Annotated in this window: 21 protein-coding genes and 1 pseudogene; 16 read left to right on the plus strand and 6 right to left on the minus strand. The window is 63.3% G+C overall.

The features are described 5' to 3' along the window. The first annotated feature begins 45 nt into the window (after positions 1 to 45). On the plus strand, positions 46 to 933 hold the full coding sequence (locus tag R8871_RS18620) for a DMT family transporter (protein WP_175051751.1): 888 nt from the start codon (positions 46 to 48) through the stop codon (positions 931 to 933). Between the two features lie 132 nt (positions 934 to 1,065). Next, positions 1,066 to 1,977 (plus strand): sap1 transcriptional regulator SapR, encoded by a 912-nt coding sequence (sapR, locus tag R8871_RS18625; protein ID WP_175051752.1) that lies wholly within the window; start codon positions 1,066 to 1,068, stop codon positions 1,975 to 1,977. Positions 1,978 to 2,046: 69 nt separating this feature from the next. Here sapR and R8871_RS18630 read toward each other — a convergent pair whose 3' ends face one another. The 4 genes from R8871_RS18630 to R8871_RS18645 all read right to left on the minus strand — a co-directional run bounded on the left by R8871_RS18630 (position 2,047) and on the right by R8871_RS18645 (position 6,749). Next, positions 2,047 to 2,787, minus strand: a complete 741-nt coding sequence (locus R8871_RS18630) for an ABC transporter ATP-binding protein (RefSeq protein WP_175051753.1) — start codon at positions 2,785 to 2,787, stop codon at positions 2,047 to 2,049. A gap of 18 nt (positions 2,788 to 2,805) precedes the next feature. Beyond that, positions 2,806 to 3,648 (minus strand): ABC transporter ATP-binding protein, encoded by an 843-nt coding sequence (locus R8871_RS18635; protein WP_175051754.1) that lies wholly within the window; start codon positions 3,646 to 3,648, stop codon positions 2,806 to 2,808. Positions 3,649 to 3,658: 10 nt separating this feature from the next. Next, positions 3,659 to 5,482: an ABC transporter permease gene (locus tag R8871_RS18640; RefSeq protein ID WP_175051755.1), complete on the minus strand. Its 1,824-nt coding sequence runs from the start codon at positions 5,480 to 5,482 to the stop codon at positions 3,659 to 3,661. 70 nt (positions 5,483 to 5,552) lie between these two features. Continuing rightward, the gene (locus R8871_RS18645) at positions 5,553 to 6,749 is read right to left on the minus strand and encodes an ABC transporter substrate-binding protein (RefSeq protein WP_175051756.1); all 1,197 of its coding nucleotides are present in this window, start codon (positions 6,747 to 6,749) and stop codon (positions 5,553 to 5,555) included. A gap of 350 nt (positions 6,750 to 7,099) precedes the next feature. Between R8871_RS18645 and R8871_RS18650 the strand changes: the two genes are divergently transcribed. From R8871_RS18650 to R8871_RS18700, 11 genes are all read left to right on the plus strand, one after another. Continuing rightward, a complete protein-coding gene (locus tag R8871_RS18650; RefSeq protein WP_175051757.1) occupies positions 7,100 to 8,086 on the plus strand; it encodes a LysR family transcriptional regulator in 987 nt (328 codons plus the stop codon). Beyond that, positions 8,083 to 9,585 (plus strand): NAD(P)-binding domain-containing protein, encoded by a 1,503-nt coding sequence (locus R8871_RS18655; RefSeq protein ID WP_175051758.1) that lies wholly within the window; start codon positions 8,083 to 8,085, stop codon positions 9,583 to 9,585. Before R8871_RS18650 ends, R8871_RS18655 begins: the two co-directional genes overlap by 4 nt. 15 nt (positions 9,586 to 9,600) lie before the next feature. After that, positions 9,601 to 10,779, plus strand: a complete 1,179-nt coding sequence (locus R8871_RS18660) for a CMD domain protein (RefSeq protein ID WP_175051759.1) — start codon at positions 9,601 to 9,603, stop codon at positions 10,777 to 10,779. 55 nt (positions 10,780 to 10,834) lie between these two features. Then, complete coding sequence (locus R8871_RS18665; protein WP_175051760.1) at positions 10,835 to 11,128, plus strand: hypothetical protein; 294 nt, start codon at positions 10,835 to 10,837, stop codon at positions 11,126 to 11,128. Positions 11,129 to 11,352: 224 nt separating this feature from the next. Next, positions 11,353 to 11,937 (plus strand): GNAT family N-acetyltransferase, encoded by a 585-nt coding sequence (locus tag R8871_RS18670; protein ID WP_175051761.1) that lies wholly within the window; start codon positions 11,353 to 11,355, stop codon positions 11,935 to 11,937. 9 nt (positions 11,938 to 11,946) lie between these two features. Then, positions 11,947 to 12,813, plus strand: coding sequence for a MerR family transcriptional regulator (locus R8871_RS18675; RefSeq protein ID WP_175051762.1), 867 nt, complete (start codon positions 11,947 to 11,949; stop codon positions 12,811 to 12,813). A 209-nt stretch (positions 12,814 to 13,022) separates the two neighbouring features. Continuing rightward, positions 13,023 to 14,024: a sulfonate ABC transporter substrate-binding protein gene (locus R8871_RS18680; protein ID WP_175051763.1), complete on the plus strand. Its 1,002-nt coding sequence runs from the start codon at positions 13,023 to 13,025 to the stop codon at positions 14,022 to 14,024. A gap of 247 nt (positions 14,025 to 14,271) precedes the next feature. Further along, a complete protein-coding gene (locus R8871_RS18685; RefSeq protein WP_175051764.1) occupies positions 14,272 to 15,876 on the plus strand; it encodes a flavin-containing monooxygenase in 1,605 nt (534 codons plus the stop codon). Positions 15,877 to 15,924: 48 nt separating this feature from the next. Beyond that, positions 15,925 to 16,833, plus strand: a complete 909-nt coding sequence (locus R8871_RS18690) for an SDR family NAD(P)-dependent oxidoreductase (RefSeq protein WP_175051765.1) — start codon at positions 15,925 to 15,927, stop codon at positions 16,831 to 16,833. A 94-nt stretch (positions 16,834 to 16,927) separates the two neighbouring features. After that, positions 16,928 to 17,809, plus strand: a complete 882-nt coding sequence (locus tag R8871_RS18695; RefSeq protein WP_175051766.1) for a metal-dependent hydrolase — start codon at positions 16,928 to 16,930, stop codon at positions 17,807 to 17,809. After that, complete coding sequence (locus R8871_RS18700) at positions 17,806 to 18,780, plus strand: alpha/beta fold hydrolase (RefSeq protein ID WP_175051767.1); 975 nt, start codon at positions 17,806 to 17,808, stop codon at positions 18,778 to 18,780. The genes R8871_RS18695 and R8871_RS18700 overlap by 4 nt, the downstream gene beginning before the upstream one ends. Here R8871_RS18700 and R8871_RS18705 read toward each other — a convergent pair. Next, positions 18,755 to 19,309, minus strand: coding sequence for a putative glycolipid-binding domain-containing protein (locus tag R8871_RS18705; RefSeq protein ID WP_175051768.1), 555 nt, complete (start codon positions 19,307 to 19,309; stop codon positions 18,755 to 18,757). The two genes, R8871_RS18700 and R8871_RS18705, sit on opposite strands and share 26 nt — an antisense overlap. A 259-nt stretch (positions 19,310 to 19,568) precedes the next feature. On the opposite strand from R8871_RS18705, the gene R8871_RS18710 reads away from it, so the two are divergent. The 3 genes from R8871_RS18710 to R8871_RS38475 all read left to right on the plus strand — a co-directional run bounded on the left by R8871_RS18710 (position 19,569) and on the right by R8871_RS38475 (position 21,650). Next, entirely contained in the window at positions 19,569 to 20,513 is a 945-nt protein-coding gene (locus tag R8871_RS18710) for an urea transporter (RefSeq protein WP_175051769.1), read from the plus strand. Positions 20,514 to 20,644: 131 nt separating this feature from the next. Continuing rightward, positions 20,645 to 21,421 (plus strand): class II aldolase/adducin family protein, encoded by a 777-nt coding sequence (locus tag R8871_RS18715; protein WP_175051770.1) that lies wholly within the window; start codon positions 20,645 to 20,647, stop codon positions 21,419 to 21,421. Further along, complete coding sequence (locus R8871_RS38475; RefSeq protein ID WP_281370240.1) at positions 21,417 to 21,650, plus strand: 4-oxalocrotonate tautomerase; 234 nt, start codon at positions 21,417 to 21,419, stop codon at positions 21,648 to 21,650. Before R8871_RS18715 ends, R8871_RS38475 begins: the two co-directional genes overlap by 5 nt. A 255-nt stretch (positions 21,651 to 21,905) precedes the next feature. Here the strand turns inward: R8871_RS38475 and R8871_RS18725 are convergent. Continuing rightward, positions 21,906 to 22,182, minus strand: a pseudogene (locus tag R8871_RS18725) (porin); the annotation flags it as partial.

Consider the following 22,182-nt stretch of genomic DNA (forward strand, 5'->3'; position numbering starts at 1 on the left):
AGCGGATGCTGCAGGTTCCATTTTTAATGCGCATGGACTCTTTCGATGGACAAGACAACGAACGGCTGGGTGAGCGGCATGGTGGGCGTGTTGATTTTCAGCGGCTCGCTGCCCGCCACCCGCATCGCCGTACAAGGCTTCGATCCGGTGTTTCTGACGACGGCCCGCGCGACCATCGCGGGCACCTTGGGTCTGTTGCTTCTGCTCGTGTTTCGCGAGGCTCGGCCCGCGAAGCGCGACCTCGTCCCACTGGTGATCGTCGCGCTCGGCGTGGTGGTCGGCTTTCCGCTCCTGACCGCCCTCGCGCTGCGCCACGTGAGCGCCGCGCACGCCGTGGTGTTCGTTGGGCTCCTGCCGCTGTCCACCGCGATCTTCGGCGTGCTGCGCGGCGGCGAGCGCCCGCAGCCGGCGTTCTGGCTGTTCTCGGCGCTCGGTAGCGGCGCGGTGGTCGCGTTCGCCTTGCGCCACGGCCTCGACGCGTCGCCACTCGGCGATGCGCTGATGCTCGCGGCGATCGTCGTCTGCGGCCTGGGTTATGCCGAAGGCGCGAGGCTGTCGCGCCATCTCGGCGGCTGGCAGGTCATTTCGTGGGCGCTGGTGCTGTCGCTGCCGGTGATGCTGCCGCTCGCCTGGTGGGCACGGCCGGCATCATTTGAAGGGGTGAGCCATGCAGCGCTGTGGGGGCTCGCGTACGTGTCGCTTTTCAGCATGCTGATCGGCTTCGTGTTCTGGTATCGCGGACTGGCGCTCGGCGGCATCGCGGGAGTCGGGCAACTGCAGTTGCTGCAGCCGTTCTTCGGCCTGCTGCTCGCCGGTTTGCTGCTGCACGAACAGGTGCCGCCCGCAATGATCCTGGTGACCGTCGTGGTGGTCGCCTGTGTGGCGGGCGCGCGGCGCTTCTCGCGAAGCGCGCCGGTGCGGCCGGCTGTCTGAAGGGTGTCTCGCCCGCGTGAGCGTGCGTACGTGCGTGCGTGCGTTCCCTGATTTTGGGACCGCTCGGGGTCGACTGTCGGATGAATATGTCATCATCTCGACAATCGATCCACCACTCGCGCCGCGACTACGATGCCGACCGCATTTGCACAGACCGTCGAAGCCCGCTTTGCCGAACTCACGCCCACCTCCAAGCGCGTCGCCAGTTACATGCTGGCGAATCTCGACCGGCTCGGCCTCGAAAACGCCGACCAGATCGCCCAGCAAGCCGGCACCAGCGGCATCTCGGTGGGCCGGTTCTTGCGCAGCATCGGCTACCAGAACCTGGATGACCTGAAGCGCGAACTGCGCGGCGCGCAGGAGCGCCCGTGGCTGATCACCGACCGGCTCGATGCATTTCGCCGCGCCTCCGGCCAGCACGACGAAGCCGCACCGGCCGCAAGCGGGCCCGATGTTGCCAACCCCGCTACCGCCCCCAACCCCGCCCTCGCCCACTCGCTCGAACTCGAAATCGGCGCGATCCAGCATGTCTACCAGCTTGCGCAATCGCCGGTGTTTGCCCGCGTTGTCGAACGCATTTCGAACGCTGATGCCGTGTATATCCTCGGTATTCAGTCCACGCGCGGCATCAGCAACGCGTTCTACAGCTACCTCGAGTACATCCGCCCGCGCGTGTTCTATTCGGACGGCATGTCGGGCTCCTATGTCGATTCGCTGAACTCCGAGTTCAAGTCGCCGTATCTGATCGTCACCGATACCCGCGCCTATTCGATGATCGCCCGCCGTTATTGCGAAGCGGCCACCCGCCGTGGGCTGCCGTTCGCGCTCGTCACCGATATTTACTGTCCGTGGGCGCGCGAATTCGACGGTGATCTTTTGCAGGTGAAGACCGATGTCGGTCAGTTCTGGGACTCGCTGGCGCCGCTCACGTGCCTGTTCAATCTGCTGATTTCGGCGATTGTCGAACGGCTCGGACCGGGCATCGACGAGCGCGTGGCACGCAACCGCGAACTGCAGAGCGAATTCGACCAGTTCGATCTTTGAAGCCGCTTTGGCGGTAAGCCACGCGATTGACGATCGGCTTACCGGCGGCCTCCGCGCTGCGCAATCGCATCAGGACGCGGTCGTAGCAGCAGCTTCCCCACCGAGATACGCATCACGGATCCGCTCATCGCCGAGCAGGGACTCCGCCGTGCCTTCGAGCACGACGCGGCCGGTCTGCAACACGTAGCCATAATGCGCGATTTCCAGCGCGAGGCTGGCGTTCTGCTCGACCATGAAGAACGTCACGCCTTGCTTATTAATCGTGTCGATCAGTTCCAGCACTTTGTCGACGTAGAGCGGCGACAAACCCATGGTGGGTTCGTCCATGCAGATCAGTTTCGGCCGGCTCATCAACGCGCGCGCCATGGCCAGCATCTGCTGTTCGCCACCCGAGAGCGTGCCCGCCTTTTGCGTCAGACGCTCTTTCACGCGAGGGAACAGGCCCAGCACGCGCTCATAATCTTCGTCGATCGCAACACGGTCGCGCCGTGTATATGCGCCCATCAGCAGATTCTCACGCACCGTCATGTCGCCGAATAGCCGCCGCGCCTCGGGTACGGACCCAACACCACGCCGCACGATCTGCGGTGTACTGAGTCCCGTGATCGCCTCATCTTCGAACGTGATGCTGCCGGAGCGCGGCTTGTGCAGGCCGAGAATCAGCTTCATGGTGGTCGATTTGCCGCTCGCGTTGCCGCCGAGCAAACTCACGATCTGCCCGCGCCGCACTTGAAAATTGACGTCGAAATGCACCTGCACGGGACCGTAAAACGTCTCGATGTGTTCGAGTTTCAGTAGAGCGTCGCTCATCGTCGATGTTCCAGAAGTTCAGGCCGCGACGCGCACAGCCGCCGCGCCGCCGACATTGCGATGACCCAGATACGCCTCGATCACTCGCGGATCGTTGCGCACATCGCGCGGCAGCCCTTCAGCGATTTTCCCGCCGTTGTCGAGCACGATCACGCGATCCGATAAGCGCATCACCATGTCGAGCTTGTGTTCGATCAGCAGAATGGTCAGCCCACGCGCTTTCAGTTGCTGGATCAGCACCAGCATCTCGGCGGTTTCGGATTCGTTCATGCCGGCTGTCGGCTCATCGAGCAGCAGAATGCGCGGATGCAAGGCAAGCGCGCGGGCAATCTCGACGCGCCGCCGGTTCGCATACGACAGGCTGTGCGCCGGATGATCGATACGCGGCGCGAGGCGTTCGCCAAACCCCGCGATGATCTCGCGCACTTCGTCGCGCAATGCCGCGTCTTCACGGCGGATCGAAGCGGGTCCGATCAGTGCGCGCGCAACTTCGGCGATGGCGCCGACAATCGGCCAGCCCGTGCGGGTAGCGCGCAAACGCGCATGCGCGCCGATCAACACGTTGTCGAGCACGCTCAGATTGCCGAACACGCGGCCATGTTGAAACGTGCGCGCAAGTCCGAGCGCGGCGAGCTTTTCCGGCCGCACGCCGGTAATGTCGCGGCCGTCGAATTGCACGCTGCCGGCGTCCGGCGTATCGAGTCCGGTGATCAGATTGAACAGCGTCGACTTGCCCGCGCCGTTCGGCCCGATCACGCTCACCAGTTCGCCTTCCGCAATCGAAAGATCGACGCCGTTTACCGCGGTCAGTCCGCCGAAGCGCCGTGTCACGCCACGCACGTCGAGAAGAATCTGTGTCATGTGCGCTCCGTCATACCGTTCCAAGCAAACCCTGCGGCCTGAACCGCACCAGCAGCAGCAACACCAGGCCGTAGATCAGCATCCGGTAGTCGGCGGCCCAGCGGAAGATCTCCGGCAAGCCGATCAGCGCGACCGCACCGACGATGCCGCCCAGCACGTTGCCGAGGCCACCGAGAATCACCATCGTCAGGGCGAGGATGGATACCTGTGAGTCGAAAGTCTGGTTGTTGATGTAGCTGTATAAATGCGCCGCAATCCCGCCGCTGATGCCGGCTGCCAGTCCGCCGAACGCAAACGCGATCGCCTTGTAACGGTTCGGGCGAATCCCGTGCGAGCGCGCGGCGACCTCGTCCTCGCGAATCGCACGCAGCGTGCGGCCCAGATGCGAGCCCAACAGCCGCGTCTGCAGGAGCGCCAGCACGATCAGCACGCCCAGCGCGAACCAGTAGATCGCACGCGCGCTATCCGGCGTCCAGCCAAACACCGACAACGGCGCAATGCCCGCAATGCCGAGCGGACCGCGCGTCAGACTGTCCCAGTTGAGGATCACGAGACTCACTACTTCGCCGATGCCGAGCGTCGCAATCGAAACGTAGTGACCGCGCAAACGGAACGCCGGATAAACCAGCAGCGTACCGAGCGCGGCGGTAATCAGACCGGCGCAGAAGATCGTCACGACCGGCGACCAGCCGAGATTCGTCGACAGCAACGCCGACGCGTATGCGCCGATCACCAGCAACGCAGCATGGCCGAGCGAAATCTGTCCAACCGTGCCCGCCACCAGCGTCAGGCTCAACGCCAACATTCCGTACAGCCAGGCATTGGTGAGTGTTTGCAGGAGATAGGACGAACTGGCAACGAACGGCAGCGCAACCGCAGCCAGTGCCAACGCAATCACCACGCCGCGTGGCACTTTCACCGCTTTGCCGGCGGACAGAAACGTGCCCGTCATCGGTTCCGGCGGCAAACGGCGGCTGCCGCTAAAGAGTCCATTGGGACGCCACACCAGAAACAGCAGCAGCAAAACGAATGCAAACAGATCGCGGTAGCTGGTGCCGAAGATCGCCACGCCGTAACTCTCGACGAGACCCAGCAGCAGGCTGCCGACAATCGCACCCGGCACATTGCCCAGACCGCCGATCAGCAATGCCACCACGCCCTTGAGCGTGGCCTGGAAACCCATCGCCGGATCGATGCTGTTGTAGTACATGCCGACCAGCAAGCCGCTCACGCCGCCGAGCGCACACGCAATCGCAAACACCGCCTGATTGACGCCGTTGACATTGACGCCCATCTGCTGCGCCGCATCCCGGTCCTGCGCAGTGGCGCGTACGGCCCAACCGAGACGCGTAAAACGCAGGAATACATAAAGCACGACAGCCGCCGTCACGCCAATACCGGCGATCAGCAGATCAAGCGAGCCGATCGTTGCGCCGCCGACGCGAAAGTGCCAATCGGGCAACGTACTAGGCACCGGCCGCGGATCGGCGCCGAATAGTAGCTGCGCGCATTGATCGAGCACGAAGCTGATACCGATCGTCGCGAGCAGCGGCGCGATGCGCGCAGCACCCTGCAGCGGTCGCAAGCCAATGCGTTCGATCGCGATTCCCAGCAGCCCGCAGCCGACCACCACTGCCAGCAGAGCCAACGGTAACGGCAAACCGAGCCGCGTCAGACACAGCCAGCCGATGAAGCTGCCGATCATGTACACCGAGCCGTGCGCAAAGTTGATCAGATGCGACACGCCGAAAATCAACGCGAGTCCGACCGCCAGCAATGCATAGATATTGCCGACGATCAGTCCGTTGATCGTGTAATCGAGCCATGAAGCCATAGCATTCAGATCCGGTGAGTAACAGGCACAGAAGCCGACACGTGAGCGTTGTTTATGTGTTGCCCAGGCGTCATTTCGAAGCGAGCAGCGGCTTCGCACCGTCCCATTGCGTGAACTGATTGTCCTTGACGACCAGGTACACGCTGCGCGCGCCGGCCACACGACGCGTCTGCGGATCGAACTGCACCTTGCCGAAGATCAGGCTCGGCACGTCCTTGATCTGCTTCAGGCCGTCATGCACAGCCTGACGGGTCACGCCGTAGCGGCGCATGACTTCCGCCGAGACGATCATCGCGTCGTAAGCGCGCGCGGCGAAGGTATCGGGCTCGCCGTTGTACTTCGCGCGATAACGCTGCACGAAGTCCTGCACTTCAGGCCGCTTGTCGCCGGGGAAGAAATTCGATTCGGTGAACACACCGTTCACAGCCTCGCCGCCCAGTTCGAGAAACTTCGGCGAATAGACCGAGCCCACTGCCGCGATCGGTTGCGTCAAACCCGACGAACGCGCCTGGCGCACGATCTGCGCGCCATCCGCGTAGTACGAGATCAGCACGAGCGAATCGGGCTTCGCTTCGTTCACACGCACCAGCGTCGCGCGGAAATCCTTTTCGGTCGGCTGATAGCCTTCCGCCGCGACGACCTGTGCGCCGTCCTGCGCGGCAGCCTTCGAGAAAATGTCCTTGCTGGTGCGGCCCCAGTCGGTATTCAGATAGAGCACGGCAATGCGCTTGAAGCCGAGTTCTTTCGTCGCGTAGTGCGCGAGCAGCGGCTGCTCTTCAGCTTGACTCAGTGCCGTGCTCCACATGTAGTCGCCACCATTGGTGAAGTCGGGGTGCGAGTTGGTGAAGCCGAATTGCACGAGTTGTCCGCGCTGATAAATCGGCGAGGCCGCCATCGAAGTCGTGCTCGACAGATCACCCAGCTCCAGCAGAATGCGCGGATCGCCGACAAACTTTTGCGCGATCGACACGGCCTGGCGCGGGTCACCGCGGCTGTCCTCGAAGTCGTAGGCAAGCGGGCGGCCCTTGATGCCGCCCTGGCTGTTGATCTGCTCCAACGCGAGATCGAAGCCGCGCTTCCACTGCGTGCCGTATTGCGCGTCCTGTCCGGTCAGCGGTCCGCTTACCCCGATGAGATACGGCTCGCCCGTCGCGGCGCCGGCGTGGGCCGGCGAGGTTGCTGCGATGCTCACTACTGCTGCGAGCACCGGCAGCGTTTTCAGCCAGCGTGACCAGCTGGTCCGCGACGATCTGGATAGGTGTTTCATGTTTGCCCCGCCTGTCAGCTTCAAAGTGGGGCCATGTAACCACGGTGAATTCCGGCGAACCAACGAAGTTTTGGGAATATGGTTATCACGTTGAAGAAGATGCCTTCGTTCGCTCATGGCAACGCAACGAACCCGTGTTCACGCCCATGCGCAGACACGCCAAGGTATCCCATTGACGCAATTGATATTTCCTTCATTCGACTCGCACCGTATGGAAGAAAAACTGCGGCGCCGCGCACTCGCCTGCGAATCCGCATCGCATTTTTTCGGCTGTCGATATCGGAATTCATTATATAAATCCCGCATTCAGACGACCCTACAATGCGCGAACCGAATTGCCAGGGCGAGTCATGGAGCTGCATCAACTCGAAGCATTTTCGGCGGTTATGTCCGCCGGCAGCATCACCGGTGCGGGACGTTTGCTCGAACGCTCGCAGCCGGCCGTCACGCGTCAGATTCAGGAACTCGAAGCGGATCTCGGCTATGCGCTGTTCAATCGCAACGGTCCGCGTGTGACGCCGACGCATCGCGCGTTTCTGCTTTACGAAGAAGTCGAGCGTTCGCTGATCGGGTTGAAGACCATCGAGCAACGGGCGCGCGCCATCGGCCTCGACGAAGCGGAACCGCTGCGCGTGGCGGCTACGCCCGCATTGGCAGCGTCGATCGTGCCGCGGGCCATCGCCTCGCTGCCGCCGCTTGGTCACACGCCGCAATTCCAGTTACGCAGTTTGTCGGCGGAACACGTCGTGCATGAAGTCCTGACCCGTACTGCGGATATCGGTCTGGTGACGCTGCCGATCGGGCATGCGGGACTCGACATCCACTGGATCGCCGAAGCGCCCTGCGTGGCGCTCGTGCAAAGCGGCGACCCGCTCGCCACGCAGCCTAGCATTGCGCTGCGCGATCTGGCGGACCGGCGCATCGTCACCGTGGCGAACAGGTTTCGACTGCGGCATCGGATCGACGCAGCGTTCGCGGCCGCGCGCATTTCCGCCGACGTGTTTCTCGAAACCAATGCATCGTTAAACGCGGTGATGGCCGCCCGCGCGGGCGCCGGTGTCGCGATCGTGGATCCCGCCACCGGACTCGGCCTGTCGATCGAAGGCGTGACGGCGCGGCCGCTCGACTGCGCGATCCCGTTCTTCTTCGGCGTCGTGACATCAGCGGGTAAACCGCGCCGCGCCGCCGTCGACGCGTTGCTGCAATCCATCGAACACGCGACCCGCGAGCTGCTCGAAGGCGTGGTGCTACATCCCGCTCAGCAACACGATGCACTGCTGCAGCGCGAAACCCGCGTCTCCCGTGCGCGCACCAAACACCCGGAACACACAGCATGAATCGCCTTGCCGCACTCGAAGCCCGCTTGCGCGAAGATCTGCGCTGGCTGGAATTACCCGCGCCCTCGTGGGTCCCGCCGCGTTTCGCCGATGCTGAACGCGTGCTCGATGTCGCCGTGATCGGCGGCGGCATGGCCGGTCTCACCGCGGCGGCGGAGCTGCGCTGGCTCGGCATCGACAATCTGCAGGTGTTCGATCGCGCGCCATCAGGACGCGAAGGCCCATGGGTATCGTTCGCGCGCATGGAAACGCTGCGCTCGCCCAAACAACTCACAGGGCCCGCCCTGCGCATGCCGGCCCTCACGTTTCGCGCGTGGTACGAAGCGCAATTCGGCAGAGACGCGTGGGATGCGCTCTACAAGATTCCGCGAACACAGTGGATGGACTATTTGCGCTGGTATCGTGAGGTGCTCGATCTGCCGGTGCGAAACGACATCACGCTGACCTCGCTGCGTCCGCGTGACGACGGCCTGCTCGAACTCGATCTTGCTGATGCGAGTGGGGAGCGCACGGTGCTCGCGCGGCATGTCGTGCTCGCCACCGGACGCGACGGTTTGGGCGGTCCGTCAGTACCGGCGATCGCCAATACGGTTGCACGCCGCTACTGGGCGCACTCCGCGGATGCGATCGATTTCGCGGCATTGACCGGCAAGCGTGTCGGTGTCGTCGGCGCGGGTGCGTCCGCCTTCGACAATGCGGCAACCGCGCTCGAAGCAGGCGCGGCCAGCGTCGATCTATTTATCCGCCGTGACGATATTCCACGCGTGAACAAGCTGACGGGCATCGGCAGTCCGGGGCTCGTGCACGGTTTCGCCGATCTCGACGACGCGTCCAAATGGCGATTCCTGCATTACGCACAGACTGAACAAACACCGCCGCCGAGAGACAGCGTGCTGCGGGTTTCACGGCATGAGGGCGCACGCTTTCACGTCGGCAGCCCAATTACTACGCTCGATGAACGCGACGGCGCGCTCGCGGTAACGACGCCGAAAGGCCACTACGTAGTCGACTTTCTGATCTTCGCGACCGGCTTTCATTCCGATATCGCCACGCGCGCCGAATTCGCGCCGTTCGCCCGCTTTGTGCGCCGCTGGAAGGACCGCTATCAAGCGGACCCATCGCTGCCTTCGTACGAACTGGCCGAGTCGCCGGATCTCGGCGCTGCGTTCGCGTTTCAGGAGCGCGAGCCCGGCACGTGTGCCGCGCTGACGCAGATCCATTGCTTCAATCATGCAGCAAGCCTCAGCCACGGCAAGCTCTCCGGCGACATCCCCGCGATCAGCGATGGCGCGCAGCGGCTGGCGCGTGGCATCGCAAGCCGCCTGTTCGACGCGGACCGCGAGCGGCACTACCAGGCGCTGCTCGCCTTCGACACGGCTGAACTGCGCGGGGACGAATGGACCGAAGCGGACGCATCGTCCGACACTTCGCGCGCTCGCCTGCAAGCAGAGAACGCTGCTGAAAATACCGCTGAGAACACCGCAGAGAACACAGACTAACCCGCCGGAGCAGACATGACCGACCTCGCGTCACCGACTCAACCCTCCGCGCCCTCAGGCGCTGACACCAGCGACACCAGCGACACCATCGACACCCTCGCCGGTCTGCAAGCCGGCAGCCCGCTCGCCGCGATCCGCCATGCCCGCGACAAAGTCGCGTTGCACACGCAACGCAGCGAAGACGCGTTGTTCGATCCGGCGTTGCCCGACCTGTCGCTGCAGGAGCGTTTGTTTGCCGCGTGGTATGTCGCACGTCTCTCGCTCGCCAACGATCTCGCCGATGCGTACGTAGCGAAGCTCATCGCCACTGGCGCACAGCCGACCACGCTCGATGCGATCGAAGCGGGCACGCTCAACTCCACCATCGACGCTCGCCTGATCGCGATCCTCTCGCACGTCAAGCTGCTGACGATCAAGCCAGTCGAAGCACGCCCCGAGCATCTGCAAACGCTGCAGCAGGCCGGTATCACGACGCGCGGCATCGTCGCGTTATCGCAGTTGATTGCATTCGTCACTTATCAATTGCGCGTGGTAGCGGGCCTGAAGGCATTGCGTGCCGCACAGGAGGCAGCAGGAGCCAGCACGAGTCAGGTGAACACCAGCGCATCGCCGGTCGACCGGCTCAACGGCTTCACCTTCGATACGCTCGGCTGGCGCGCGTGGCTCGACACGGTCAGCCTGGCTGGCGCCACACTGGAGCAGATTGCCGTGCTCGAAGAGAGCCATCCGCACGCCAAAACCTCCGACTACTATCTGCTGCTGGTCCAGCAGGCGGAAATTCTGCGGCAGCGCTCCGGCGTCTTCAACGCGATCATGTATGCGCCAGGCGGCCTGCCGCGCGCCGAGCGCGAACTTGCCAGCACCGTGGTGTCGCGCGTGAACGGCTGCGTGTATTGCGCTTCGGTGCATGCACAACGATTCGGCCAGCTCGCGAAGCGGACCGACGCGATCGAACAGGTTTTTGAAGATCCGTCGAGTGCAGGCACCACGGAGCGCGAGCGCGCGATCATCCAGTACGCGATCAAACTGACCGGCCACCCTGAAAACGTTGACGCCGCCGCCATCAAGCGGCTCGAAGCCAACGGCCTGACGCAGGCGGAGATTCTCGACCTGACCCACGCTATCGCGATCTTCGCGTGGGCCAACCGGCTGATGCTCACGCTTGGAGAACCCGTGTTTCCGCAAGCCGAATAGGCCACAAGCCGCATTGCGGTATCCTCACGGGCTCGTTCAGAAGGAGGATGGATTCATGAAGTTTTCGATTTGCGTGGCGGTTGCCGCCCTGACGCTGACCGCCACCGCGTACGCGCAAACCTCGCAAACCTTTCGCTTCGGCGAAGGTCAGAGCTCGCTGCCGTCCGGCAATGCCCATCCGGCACCCGCGCCCGGCGCCCAGACCCAACAGCCGCAACCGATGCAAGCCCAGCCCCAACAGCAACCGGCGGAACAGGCTCCAGCCAAGGCCAAACCGAAGCACAAGGCAAAGCATCACAGGCATCATCGCGGGCATGTGACGCAGCCGGATACGTACTCGCATAACTGATCGGTGAAACGCATGCCACGTGCATGCGTCTTCGCGACGAAAATCCGTAGCGCCCGGCGCTGCCGCATGGCCGGGCGCTACGCGCCATCCCGCGATTACGCCGCTCACCTACGCATACGCGGATACTGCCTATCGGTCGTGGCGATTTTTGATTCGCTTCAAATTCTCGCCCGCGGCGGGCATAGTGAAACGTATCCTCAGACTCACCGCCGACAGGACCACGTATGAGCACCACCCGCCCCGCGCCCTCCACGCCCCATTCAGCCGACTCCACCGCGCCCTTGATTCGCGATGCCACCGAAGCCGATCTGCCCGCGATCCAGACCATCTACGCCCACCATGTACTGACCGGCGTCGCGTCGTTCGAAGAAACGCCACCTTCCGTCGACGACCTGCGCACGCGGCTCGCGTCAGTGCGCAGTCATGGGCTGCCGTACATGGTGGCCGAGATCGACGGCGAAGTCGCCGGCTACTGTTACGCGACGCCGTACCGGCCGCGCGCCGCCTATCGCAACACGATCGAAGATTCGATCTATGTGAGCGACGCCTATCGAGGCCGCGGCCTGGGGCGCGTGCTACTGCAGGCGCTGATCGAGCGCTGCGAAACCGGACCGTGGCGCCAGATGGTCGCCGTGATCGCCGACGGCGGCAGCGGCGGTTCGCTCTCTCTGCATGCGCAGTTGGGCTTCGAATTGACCGGCACGTTGAAGGCGGTCGGCTTCAAGCACGGCCGGTGGCTCGACACCACGCTGATGCAGCGGACGTTGGGCGTGGGCGATTCGACCGTGCCGGACGACGTGGCGCGTTAAAATCCTCCCATGCCCAAAACGCCGCCCCCCATTCCGCCCTCGTCCGACGCCCCGAGCGTCCCGGCAAGCGCCACGCCGCGCAACGAATACACGGTCGACGAACTCGCGCGCGTGACCGACACCACCGTGCGCAACGTGCGCGCCTATCAGGACCGCGGCCTGCTTGAGCCGCCGGAAAAGCGCGGCCGCGTTGGCGTGTATGACGACACGCATGTCTCGCGTCTGAAGCTGATCAACCATCTGCTCACGCGCGGCTACACGCTCGCGAACATCCAGGATCTGATCATGGCCGTGGACGAAGGCCACGATCTGCGTTCGATCCTCGGCCTCGAAACCGCGATCGGCAGCCGCTGGTCGCGCGAACGGCCGAAAAAATACTCGCTGCTCGAACTGCTGCAAATGTTCGGCGACAAAGCCTCGCCGAGCGCCCTCGGCAAAGCGGTCGATCTGGGTTTGCTGGAGCGCGACGGCCTCTCCTTCGTGTCCGGCAGCCCAACGGCGCTGGCCGCAGGCGCGACGATGGCCAAGGAAGGCATCCCGCTCGCCGACCTGCTCGACGCCGTGGGTATCGCAAGACCGCATTTCAATGCGGTCGCCAAGGCGCTGGTCGATCTGGTGGTCCGTCAACTGGATCGCTATGACGCCGACGCCCTGCCGCCGCCCGCCGATGTACCTGCTCTCGTCGACGCGATCTGGCGTGTGCGGCCGCTGGCGATGGTGCTGGTGGAAAGCGAAATGAACCGCGCGCTGGAAGAAGCCTCCGGCGATTATCTCGGCGACCGTGTCGCCGCGATCATGGAAAAGAAGCTGGGTCACGCGCCCGAAGGCACGGCGGCCGAGCGCACCGCGGCAAAGAAAGACAAACCCAGAAAATAGCGTTACACGCGGCCGTTTACTCATTTGCTCGCGCTAGCGGTGCTGTTCGCGTGCGCGGCAAGCGCCGCCCCCTTCCGCGCGCAAACAGGCGCTACCATGCCCCCGGCTGTTCGCGCGCGCGTCATATTCAAATCTGCATTGCTTCGTTTGATCGGCGGGACGTCCATGCGACGATCTTCGACTAATCGAACGCAATGGAGATTCGCAGCATGTCCCGTCATACCCGTATTTCGCTACACGTCGCCGCTGCGTTGCTGGCGGCGCTCACCACTTTCAGCGCGGCCGCGCAGAGCACCAGTAACGGCAACGTCAGCGAACCGGCCAACGTTCTGCGTATCGGCTATCAGAAGTCGGGCCTGCTCGCGATCCTCAAGGCGCAAGGCTCGCTCGACGAAAAGCTCAAGCCGCTCGGCTATAGCATCAAGTGGTTCGAATTTCCGGCCGGCCCGCAACTGCTCGAAGCGCTGAACGCGAACAGCGTCGACTTCGGCTATACCGGTGCGCCGCCGCCCGTGTTCGCACAGGCCGGTGGCGTGCGCTTCGTGTATGTCGGCGCGGAGCCGTCAGGGCGTCACGCCGAAGCGATTCTGGTCCGAGGCGATTCCGCGCTGCATAGCGTGGCGGAATTGAAGGGCAAGCGCGTCGCGCTGCAAAAGGGTTCCAGCGCGAACTATCTGCTGCTCGAAGCGCTGAAAAAAGCCGGCCTGCGTTACGAAGACGTTCGCCCGGTCTATCTGGCGCCCGCCGATGCGCGCGCCGCCTTCGAAAGCGGCACCGTCGATGCATGGGCGATCTGGGACCCTTACTACGCGGCCGCACAACAAACGCTGAAGGCACGCACGCTGGTCGATTATTCCGAGCTCAACAGTCCCAATAATTTCTACGAGGCGACGCGCGACTTCGCGCAGCAGCATCCGGATGTGATCGGTGCGATTCTTGGACAACTGCGCACCACCGGCCTATGGGTGAATGACCACCCGGTGGAAACTGCCGCGCTGATCGCGCCGAAGGTCGGTCTCGATCAGAAGCTGGTCGAAGCCTGGGTGCGCCGCTATCCGTACGGCACCACCGCCGTCACCGACGAGATCGTGCGCTCGCAGCAGGTCGTCGCGGACGCGTTTTACGGCGCACATCTGATTCCGCAGAAAATCACGGTGAAGGACAACGTCTGGCAGAACCGCGAGGTGACGGCGGCGCTGGCCGCGAAGTGAGGCGGCAGCGGGCTGGCATGCTGCAGGGCTGCACGTCTTGCGCATAGCCAATGCAGCCAGGAATAGCGAACCCGCGGGTCCGCTTTTTTACGCCGGACGCATTCATTCATATTTCACATTGCGAAAAATTCTAGCGCCGGTCTTAGAGCCCAGGGTCTAACAGCCCGCTTGCGTCATCCGTTGACAGCCTCTATTGTTACATCACTCAATGTAACAGTTAAGAGCGAACAACAAGGAGACGGATCGGATGAACGCACGCATGATGCCCCCCGACGACGCGGCGCCCAACGCATCCGCGCCCGTCGATACCGATATCGCCATCATCGGCTCCGGCTTTGCCGGGCTAGGCATGGCGATCCGCCTGCGGCAAGCCGGCATGACCGATTTCATCATTGCCGAAAAGGCCGAGTCGGTCGGCGGCACCTGGCGCGACAACCACTACCCGGGTTGTGCCTGCGACGTGCAATCCCACGTCTATTCGTTCTCCTTCGCCCCAAATCCGCGCTGGACCCGCATGTTCGCGCGTCAGCCGGAAATTCGCGCCTATCTGGAAGAATGCACGCAACGCTTCGGCATTCAGCGCCATCTGCGCTTCGGTCATGAACTGGCCTCCGCGATCTACGACGAAACCCGCCACCGCTGGCAACTGACGTTCGCAAACGGTCAGCAATGGTCGGCGCGCGTGCTGATCTCGGGCATGGGCGGACTATCGCGCGCGGCCCTACCGAACATCCCCGGCATCGAGACATTCAAGGGCAAAGCGTTCCACTCGCAGCACTGGGACCATACGTATCCGCTCGAAGGTAAACGCGTCGCGGTGATCGGCACCGGGGCGAGCGCGATCCAGTTCGTGCCGCAGATCGCGCCGCGCGTCTCGCATCTGAACCTGTTCCAGCGCACGCCGCCGTGGATCATGCCCAAGGCCGACCGCGCGGTGAAGCCGGTCGAACAGTGGCTATTCAAGCATCTGCCGTTCACGCAGAAGATCATGCGTTCGGCGCTCTATTGCATGCTCGAATCGCGCGCCTTCGGCTTCGCGATTCATCCTTCGCTCATGAAGACCGCGCAGAAAGTCGCGGAGCGGCATCTGCGCCGCCAGGTACCCGATCCGCAATTGCGCGCCACGCTCACGCCGAACTACACGATGGGCTGCAAGCGCATTCTGATCTCGAACGACTACTTCCCGGCGCTGTCACGCCAGAACGTATCGGTCACGACCACCGGCATCGCCCGCGTCGAAGAAGATGCGGTCATCACGACCGACGGTGCACGCCATCCGGCCGATTGCCTGATCTTCGGCACCGGCTTTCAGGTGGCCGACCCGTTTCCGGCAGGCGTGGTGCGCGGCCGTGGCGGCGTGGATATCGTCGATACATGGCGCGACGGCGCGCATGCGTATCTCGGTACGACACTGCCTGGTTATCCGAACTTCTTCATGATCGTCGGCCCGAACACCGGTCTCGGTCACAACTCGATGGTGTTCATGATCGAGTCGCAGGTCGAATACGTACTGCGTGCGCTGAAGACGATGAACGCGGAACGCGCCGATGCGATCGAAGTGCGTCCGCATGTCGAGCGTGCCTACAACGAACAGATCCAGCAGAAACTCGGTCGCGCGATCTGGTCGACGGGTGGCTGCAAGAGCTGGTATCTCGATCCGAAAACCGGCAAGAACACCACGCTGTGGCCAGGATTTGCCTACAAATTCCGCCAGGCCACCAGCACCTTCAGCATGGACGATTACCTGGCGTATTCGCCCGCGGCGCAGCCGCTGGTCGGCCACGCGGGCTCGCAGCAGCAACCCGTGCATGCACATGGCAATGCAGCCGCGACATCCGCCGAAGCAACCTGAAAAAACATAACGACAAGGCACCGTTCAGAGAGGACAGGAGATAAGCCAATGAAGAACTTCACCGACAGAGTGGCCGCGATCACCGGCGCAGGCTCGGGCATGGGCCGTTCGCTCGCGATCCGGCTGGCGCGCGAAGGCTGCCACCTCGCGCTCGCCGACCGCAATGCCGCGAGCCTCGCCGAAACCGCGCAACTCGCGCAGGCCGCCGCGCCGCATATCGTCGGCTCGCCGCTGCGTATCACTACGCGTGTGCTCGATGTGTCGGACCGCGCAGCAATGTTCGACTGGGCGGCAGAAACGGCCGCGCAGCATCAGCGTGTGAACCTCGTGTTCAACAACGCGGGCGTGGCATTGTCGAGCACCATCGAAGGCATGGAGTACGCCGACCTGGAGTGGATCGTCAACATCAATTTCTGGGGCGTGGTGCACGGCACGAAGGCATTTCTGCCTTATATCAAGGCCTCCGGTGCGGGACACATCGTCAATACGTCGAGCGTGTTCGGCCTGTTTTCTCAGCCCGGCATGAGCGGCTACAACGCGACCAAGTTCGCCGTGCGCGGCTTTACCGAAGCATTGCGCCAGGAACTCGATCTGATGAAGTGCGGCGTGTCGGCCACCTGCGTGCACCCGGGCGGCATTCGCACGAGCATCGCGCAGTCGAGCCGGATCTCGTCGAACATGGTCGGCTTCATGCTGGAAAACGAACAGCAAGGCAAGGACGACTTCGAGAAGTTTTTCATCACCACCGCCGACGAAGCCGCACGCGTGATTCTCGAAGGCGTGCGCAAGAACAAGCGGCGCGTGCTGATCGGCCGCGATGCGCGCGCCGCCGACTGGCTGGCGCGTACGTTGCCCGCGGCCTATCAGGCGCTGGTCGTGATGCAAACGCGACGCATGAAACGCATTGCGGAAAAGCGCGCGCGCCGCGCCGCGCAAGTGGACGGCCGGCGTGCGTGATGCGCCGCCCACCACCCGATGGCATGCAACGCGCAATGCAATCCACACGATCCGCACGATCAACAGGACATAAAGGAAAACAAGGAGAATGGCCATGATGCCGGTTCGCCGCGACCTCCGCTTCAACTTACCGCCCGAACGCGCCTCGGATTGGCACGTACAGGGCTCGCATGTGACACACTTCTTCAATGCGCTTTCGCTGCTCTTCCCGGCCGGCGAGCGTTTCTTCATGGACAGCGTGCGCAACTACCGCGACCAGATCGACGATCCCGTGCTAAAGAAGCAGGTGCTCGGCTTCATCGGCCAGGAAGCGATGCATACGCGCGAGCACATCGAATACAACGATCTGTTGCAGGAAGCCGGCTTGCCCGCGCATAAGCTCGACAAGCGCCTGTGGGCGATTCTCAACTTCGGCCGCAAGATCCTGCCGCATTCGTATCAACTCGCGGTCACGGTCTGCCTCGAACATTACACGGCGATGCTGGCGGGCCTGCTGCTGGAGGACGCATCGCGAATCGGCGGTTCGGTCGAAGGCTATACGCAGATGTGGACGTGGCATGCGCTCGAAGAAACCGAACACAAGTCGGTTTCGTACGACGTGTGGAATACGGTGCTGAAGCCCGGCCTCGGACGCTATCTGCTGCGCACCGGCACGATGCTCGCCACGACGCTGACCTTCTGGCTGATCGTGTTCGACTTTCACGTACGTCTGCTAATCGCCGATCGCAAACGCGGCGGCCATATCCGCGGCATGTGGCACGTCGTGAAGTATCTATACGGCCCGCGTCACGGTGTGTTTCCGCGTATTGCCGGTGAATGGCTGAGCTTCTTCCGGCCGGGCTTCCATCCGTGGGATCACGACAATCGCGCGCAACTTTCGCGCATCGACGGGCTCATCGCTGCGGTCGACGCCACCAACGCGGCCACGCCGAGCGCACGCAAGGCTGCACGACGCGGCGTGCAGGCGGCCGCGTGATACGCGACACGCTGTCGGTCGAGGCCGGCGACGTGCGTCTCGCGGTCTACGTGAGTGGACCGCGAGACGCGCCGCCGATCGTGCTGGTGCATGGTTATCCGGATTCGGCGGCAGTGTGGGAGCCGGTGCGCGCGCAACTCGACGCGCGCTACCGTGTCATCAGCTATGACGTGCGCGGCGCCGGGGCATCTGGCGCACCAGAGTCGCGCGCGGCTTACAGGCTCGAACGGCTGGCCGCCGATCTCGCGGCCGTCGCAGATGCAACGTGCGGCGCGCGGCCGTTTCACCTGGTCGGCCACGACTGGGGTTCGATTCAAAGCTGGGAAGCGGTCACTGATCCGGCCTTCAAAGGCCGCATTGCGTCGTACACGTCGATCTCAGGGCCGTGCCTCGATCATGCGTCTTTCGGCTTACGCGGCGCTGGTGCTGGCGCCGATCGTGCGGAACAGTCCAATACGCATCACGCAGCAAAGCGCCCATTCGGCAGCGGCCTTCGGCAAACACTCAAATCCTGGTACATCTTCTTCTTTCACCTGCCGTTGCTGCCTGAACTGGTGTGGCGCGCCGGCGGCGCACGCGCGTGGCCGTTATGGCTGCGCCTGACCGAACGGGTACGCCCTGAACGCGATCCTGCGCAGATGCGCAACGCGATCAACGGCCTGAGTCTTTATCGCGCCAATTTCATCGACAAGTTGCTGCATCCGCGCGCGCGCCATGCGCATGCGCCGGTGCAATTCATCGTGCCGCTGCGCGATCGCTACGTCGGGCCCGAACTCTCCGTTGGACTCGAAGCCTGGCTCGGCCCGTATCGCCGCACTGAAATCGATGCCGGCCATTGGATCGTCTTGCGCGAACCCGAGCGTATCGCGACAGAGATCGAGCGCTTTGTCGAGCAGCACCGGGCACAGCAGCCGGCAGATAACGGCGACCCCGGCACCTCCAAGGTCAACGCTCGCGCGGCAGGCGCGTGAACAGCGTCGGATAGTCGATCACGAGGCCGTCTTCATCCACCGTCAGATCCGCGGTGAAATTGCGGAAGATGCCCTCATAGCGATACACGCGATTCAGCTCGATGCACGAATACGCCTGCTCGGCACGCGTGACCTGTAAATCGGGCGTCGAAATATAGGCCACGGAAATCGGCTGACGCTCGCCTTCAGCCAGTTGCAAACGGCGAATCGGCAGCGTGTTCGTATAGGGCGTGGCGGCGATATCGATATCGATGCACCCTTCAATCGCGCTCAGTACGAGGCCGTGGCCATCGTGCCAATGGCCGGCGCCGTCGCCGTGCAATTCCAGCTCAGCGCCGCCGACAATCTTCAGCCACGCATACGTGGTGCGCCATTGCGCGTCGCAGCGCACCTTATAGTGCAAGCCATATTCCTTGCCGTAGCGCTGCCCGACCAGGACGCTTTCCACCGCAAAGCCGTCCGCGCGCGCGTCAAACACCAGATGTTCGAAGCCGTCGCCCTCTTCCGATGCCCACCTTAGTTCACGCATCAGCCTGTCTCCTTGTGGAACGGCGCGGCAAACGCGCCGGGTTTCTATCGTAGCGCGAAAGTTTTCGGTTCGCCGACGCATCGTTTTTGCGCTTTCGGCTCCATGGCCCGCATGTGTCGCAAATAGCCACTATCAACGGCGGCGATGCCCGGCGCGGCGCCAGTAGCCTATGCTCGCGGTTTATTTTCAACCTGACCCGCTGCGCGCCTCACCTGCCCGCCGCAAAGTCGCACCGCATCGAATTCGCCGCCCTCAATCCATGCACGCCGCCGCAACCGAAGCACAATCCGCCGCCTTGCGCACCCTGCTGCGCAGTTTCGGCCAGATCGTGCTGCAACCGAACGCCTTCACCGGCGCGTGCCTGCTAGGCGCGTGGCTGCTGTACGATCCGAGCCTCGCCTGTGCGGCGCTGATCGGCGCGATCGCGGCGAACGTGAGCGCGGTGCTGGCCGGCTATTGCGAGGATGACACGCGCGCCGGCCTGCACGGCTTTAATGGCGCACTTGCCGGTCTCGCTGCGTTCAGCTTCATCGCCGACAACGCGACGGCCGCCGCCGTAGCCATTCTGGCTGCGACGGGCACGGCATGGCTGCTGGAACCGTGGTCGCGCTGGTTGCGCACGCGCGGTCTGGGCTATTTCTCGAGCCCCTGTCTGATCGTCACGTGGCTTTGGCTGCCGCTGGTGACTCGCGTCGCTCAACAAGCAAGCCTCGCCAATGAGCCGACGCTCAGCGCGGTGCAATTGAGCAGCGGTTTGCTCGCCGGATTCGCGCAAACCGGCTTTGCGTCCGGCGCGTTGCCAGGCGTGCTCGTATGGATCGGCATTGCGGCTGCGTCAAGACGGCATGCGCTGTGGGCGCTGCTCGGCGCGGGCCTCGCCAGCGTCGTGCACCTGCTGCTCGGCGCGAGTGCAAGCTCGTTCGACGCAGGCCTGTTAGGATTCAACGGCGCGCTGACCGCGATCGCGCTGGCCGATTGCGGCATCGCAATGACGCTTGGCGGTGTTGTGCTTTCGGTCGTGCTTCAGATGGCGGCTGCTTACTATGTGTTGCCGGCCATGACCGCACCGTTCGTACTCGCGACGTGGAGCATGCAGTGGCTCACTGGCCGTTTTCCGCGCGGTACGGCAGTGGCCGAAGCGGCAACGCGTGCCGAAACCAGAAAGCGTGTCACCTCGCCGGCATCGTTCAGGCGCCCGGGTTAGCACTGCGGGTTTGGGTTGAAGATTTGGGCCAAGGGTTCAAGCCGCAGGTTTGAGTGCAGATCATGGCCGCGGGTTTGGCCCATGGACCCAGGTCGCAACCCCAGCCCTTCAAGCAATCTCAGGAGACAGACATGTCGTTCACCCACACGCCCGCTGGCCGTGTCACCGAGGCGGGGCCAAGGACAGAAGCGGAACAGCAAACCCGCGTCGACCTGGCGGCCGCCTATCGCCTCGCGGCGCTCAACGGCTGGGACGATCTGGTCTACACGCACGTCTCGGCGAGCGTTCCCGGCGAGCTCGGCCACTTCCTGATCAACCCGTTCGGCCTCGCATTCGACGAAGTGTGCGCGTCGAACCTGGTGAAGATCGATATCGAAGGCAACATCGTCGGCGCGAGCGAACATCTGGTCAACGCCACGGGCTTCGCGCTGCACGCCGCCGTGCACGCGGCACGTGCCGATGCTTTTTGCGTGATGCATTTGCACAATACGGCAGGCGTGGCCGTTTCCGCACAACCCGCCGGCTTGCTGCCGGCGTCGCAACATGCGCTGCGTTTCTATGGCCACCTCGCGTATCACGATTACGAAGGCCTCGCCTTTACGCCAACCGAAGGCGAACGCCTCGTCGCGCATCTCGGCAACAAACCGGCCATGCTGTTGCGCAATCACGGCACGCTGACCGCCGGCCGCACCGTTGCCGAAGCCTATGTGCTGATGGCAACGCTGATCAAGGCCTGCGAAATCCAGTTGCAGGCGCAAGCGTGCGGCAGCGAGCTCGTCGTGCCGAGCGATGACGTAGCCGCACGCACTGCCGATCAACTGTACGACGGCGGTGCGATCGAAGGCGCGCTGGAATGGCCCGCGTTGCTACGCAAGCTCGACCGGAGCGATCGCACGTACCGCGATTAAACTCACTTCTCAACATCGCTCATCACGGAGTCACGCAATGCCCACGTTTCATATCGAACTCTTCGAAGGCCGCTCGGTGGAACAGAAACGCCAGTTCGTCGAAGCCATTACCAAAGCGACCTGCGAATCGCTCGGCGTCGAACCGAACTCGGTGGACATTATCCTCACCGACGTCAAACGCGAAAACTGGGCAACGGGTGGGCGTTTGTGGTCCGACGCGGACGCGTGATTGCTCGTATTGGCCATCCGGCGTCTTGATTCTGTCCGATTGTCACAACAGATTTGCACCCGGTGAGCTGAAATGCCGTCACTGGGTTTATCGGTGCGCAGTAGCGCGACACGGGGCGCTTCACGACTGAACCGAAGTCCGTGCGCTGCAGAAAAGGCTGCGCGCGTTGCGCGCGCAGCAGGTACTTCTGGGCGACGCATATCTGGAATGCGTCGCTGTGGCAGCGTCGACAGACGCCGCCACGTCACCTGGCAATTAGAACCGGTGGATGATGCCCACGCCTGCCGCAAACTGGCTGCGTGACGAGGACGGCGCGCTGTTCTGACCGTCGCCGATATCGGCCGTTGCGTTGATGATGCTCGTGCCGTTCGTTCCGATCGTCTGACCACCCGCACGCTGATAGGCTTCCAGCGCGTACAGGCCAGTGCGCTTGGAGAGGCTGTAGTACTGCGAGAGGTTGAACTGCTGATAGCGTGCCGAGCTCGAGATGCCATTCGACTGCGTTGCGCGCGTATAGCTATAGCCGGCAGCC

The organism is Paraburkholderia sediminicola (assembly GCF_902859805.1).
Taxonomy (GTDB): Bacteria; Pseudomonadota; Gammaproteobacteria; order Burkholderiales; family Burkholderiaceae; genus Paraburkholderia; species Paraburkholderia sediminicola.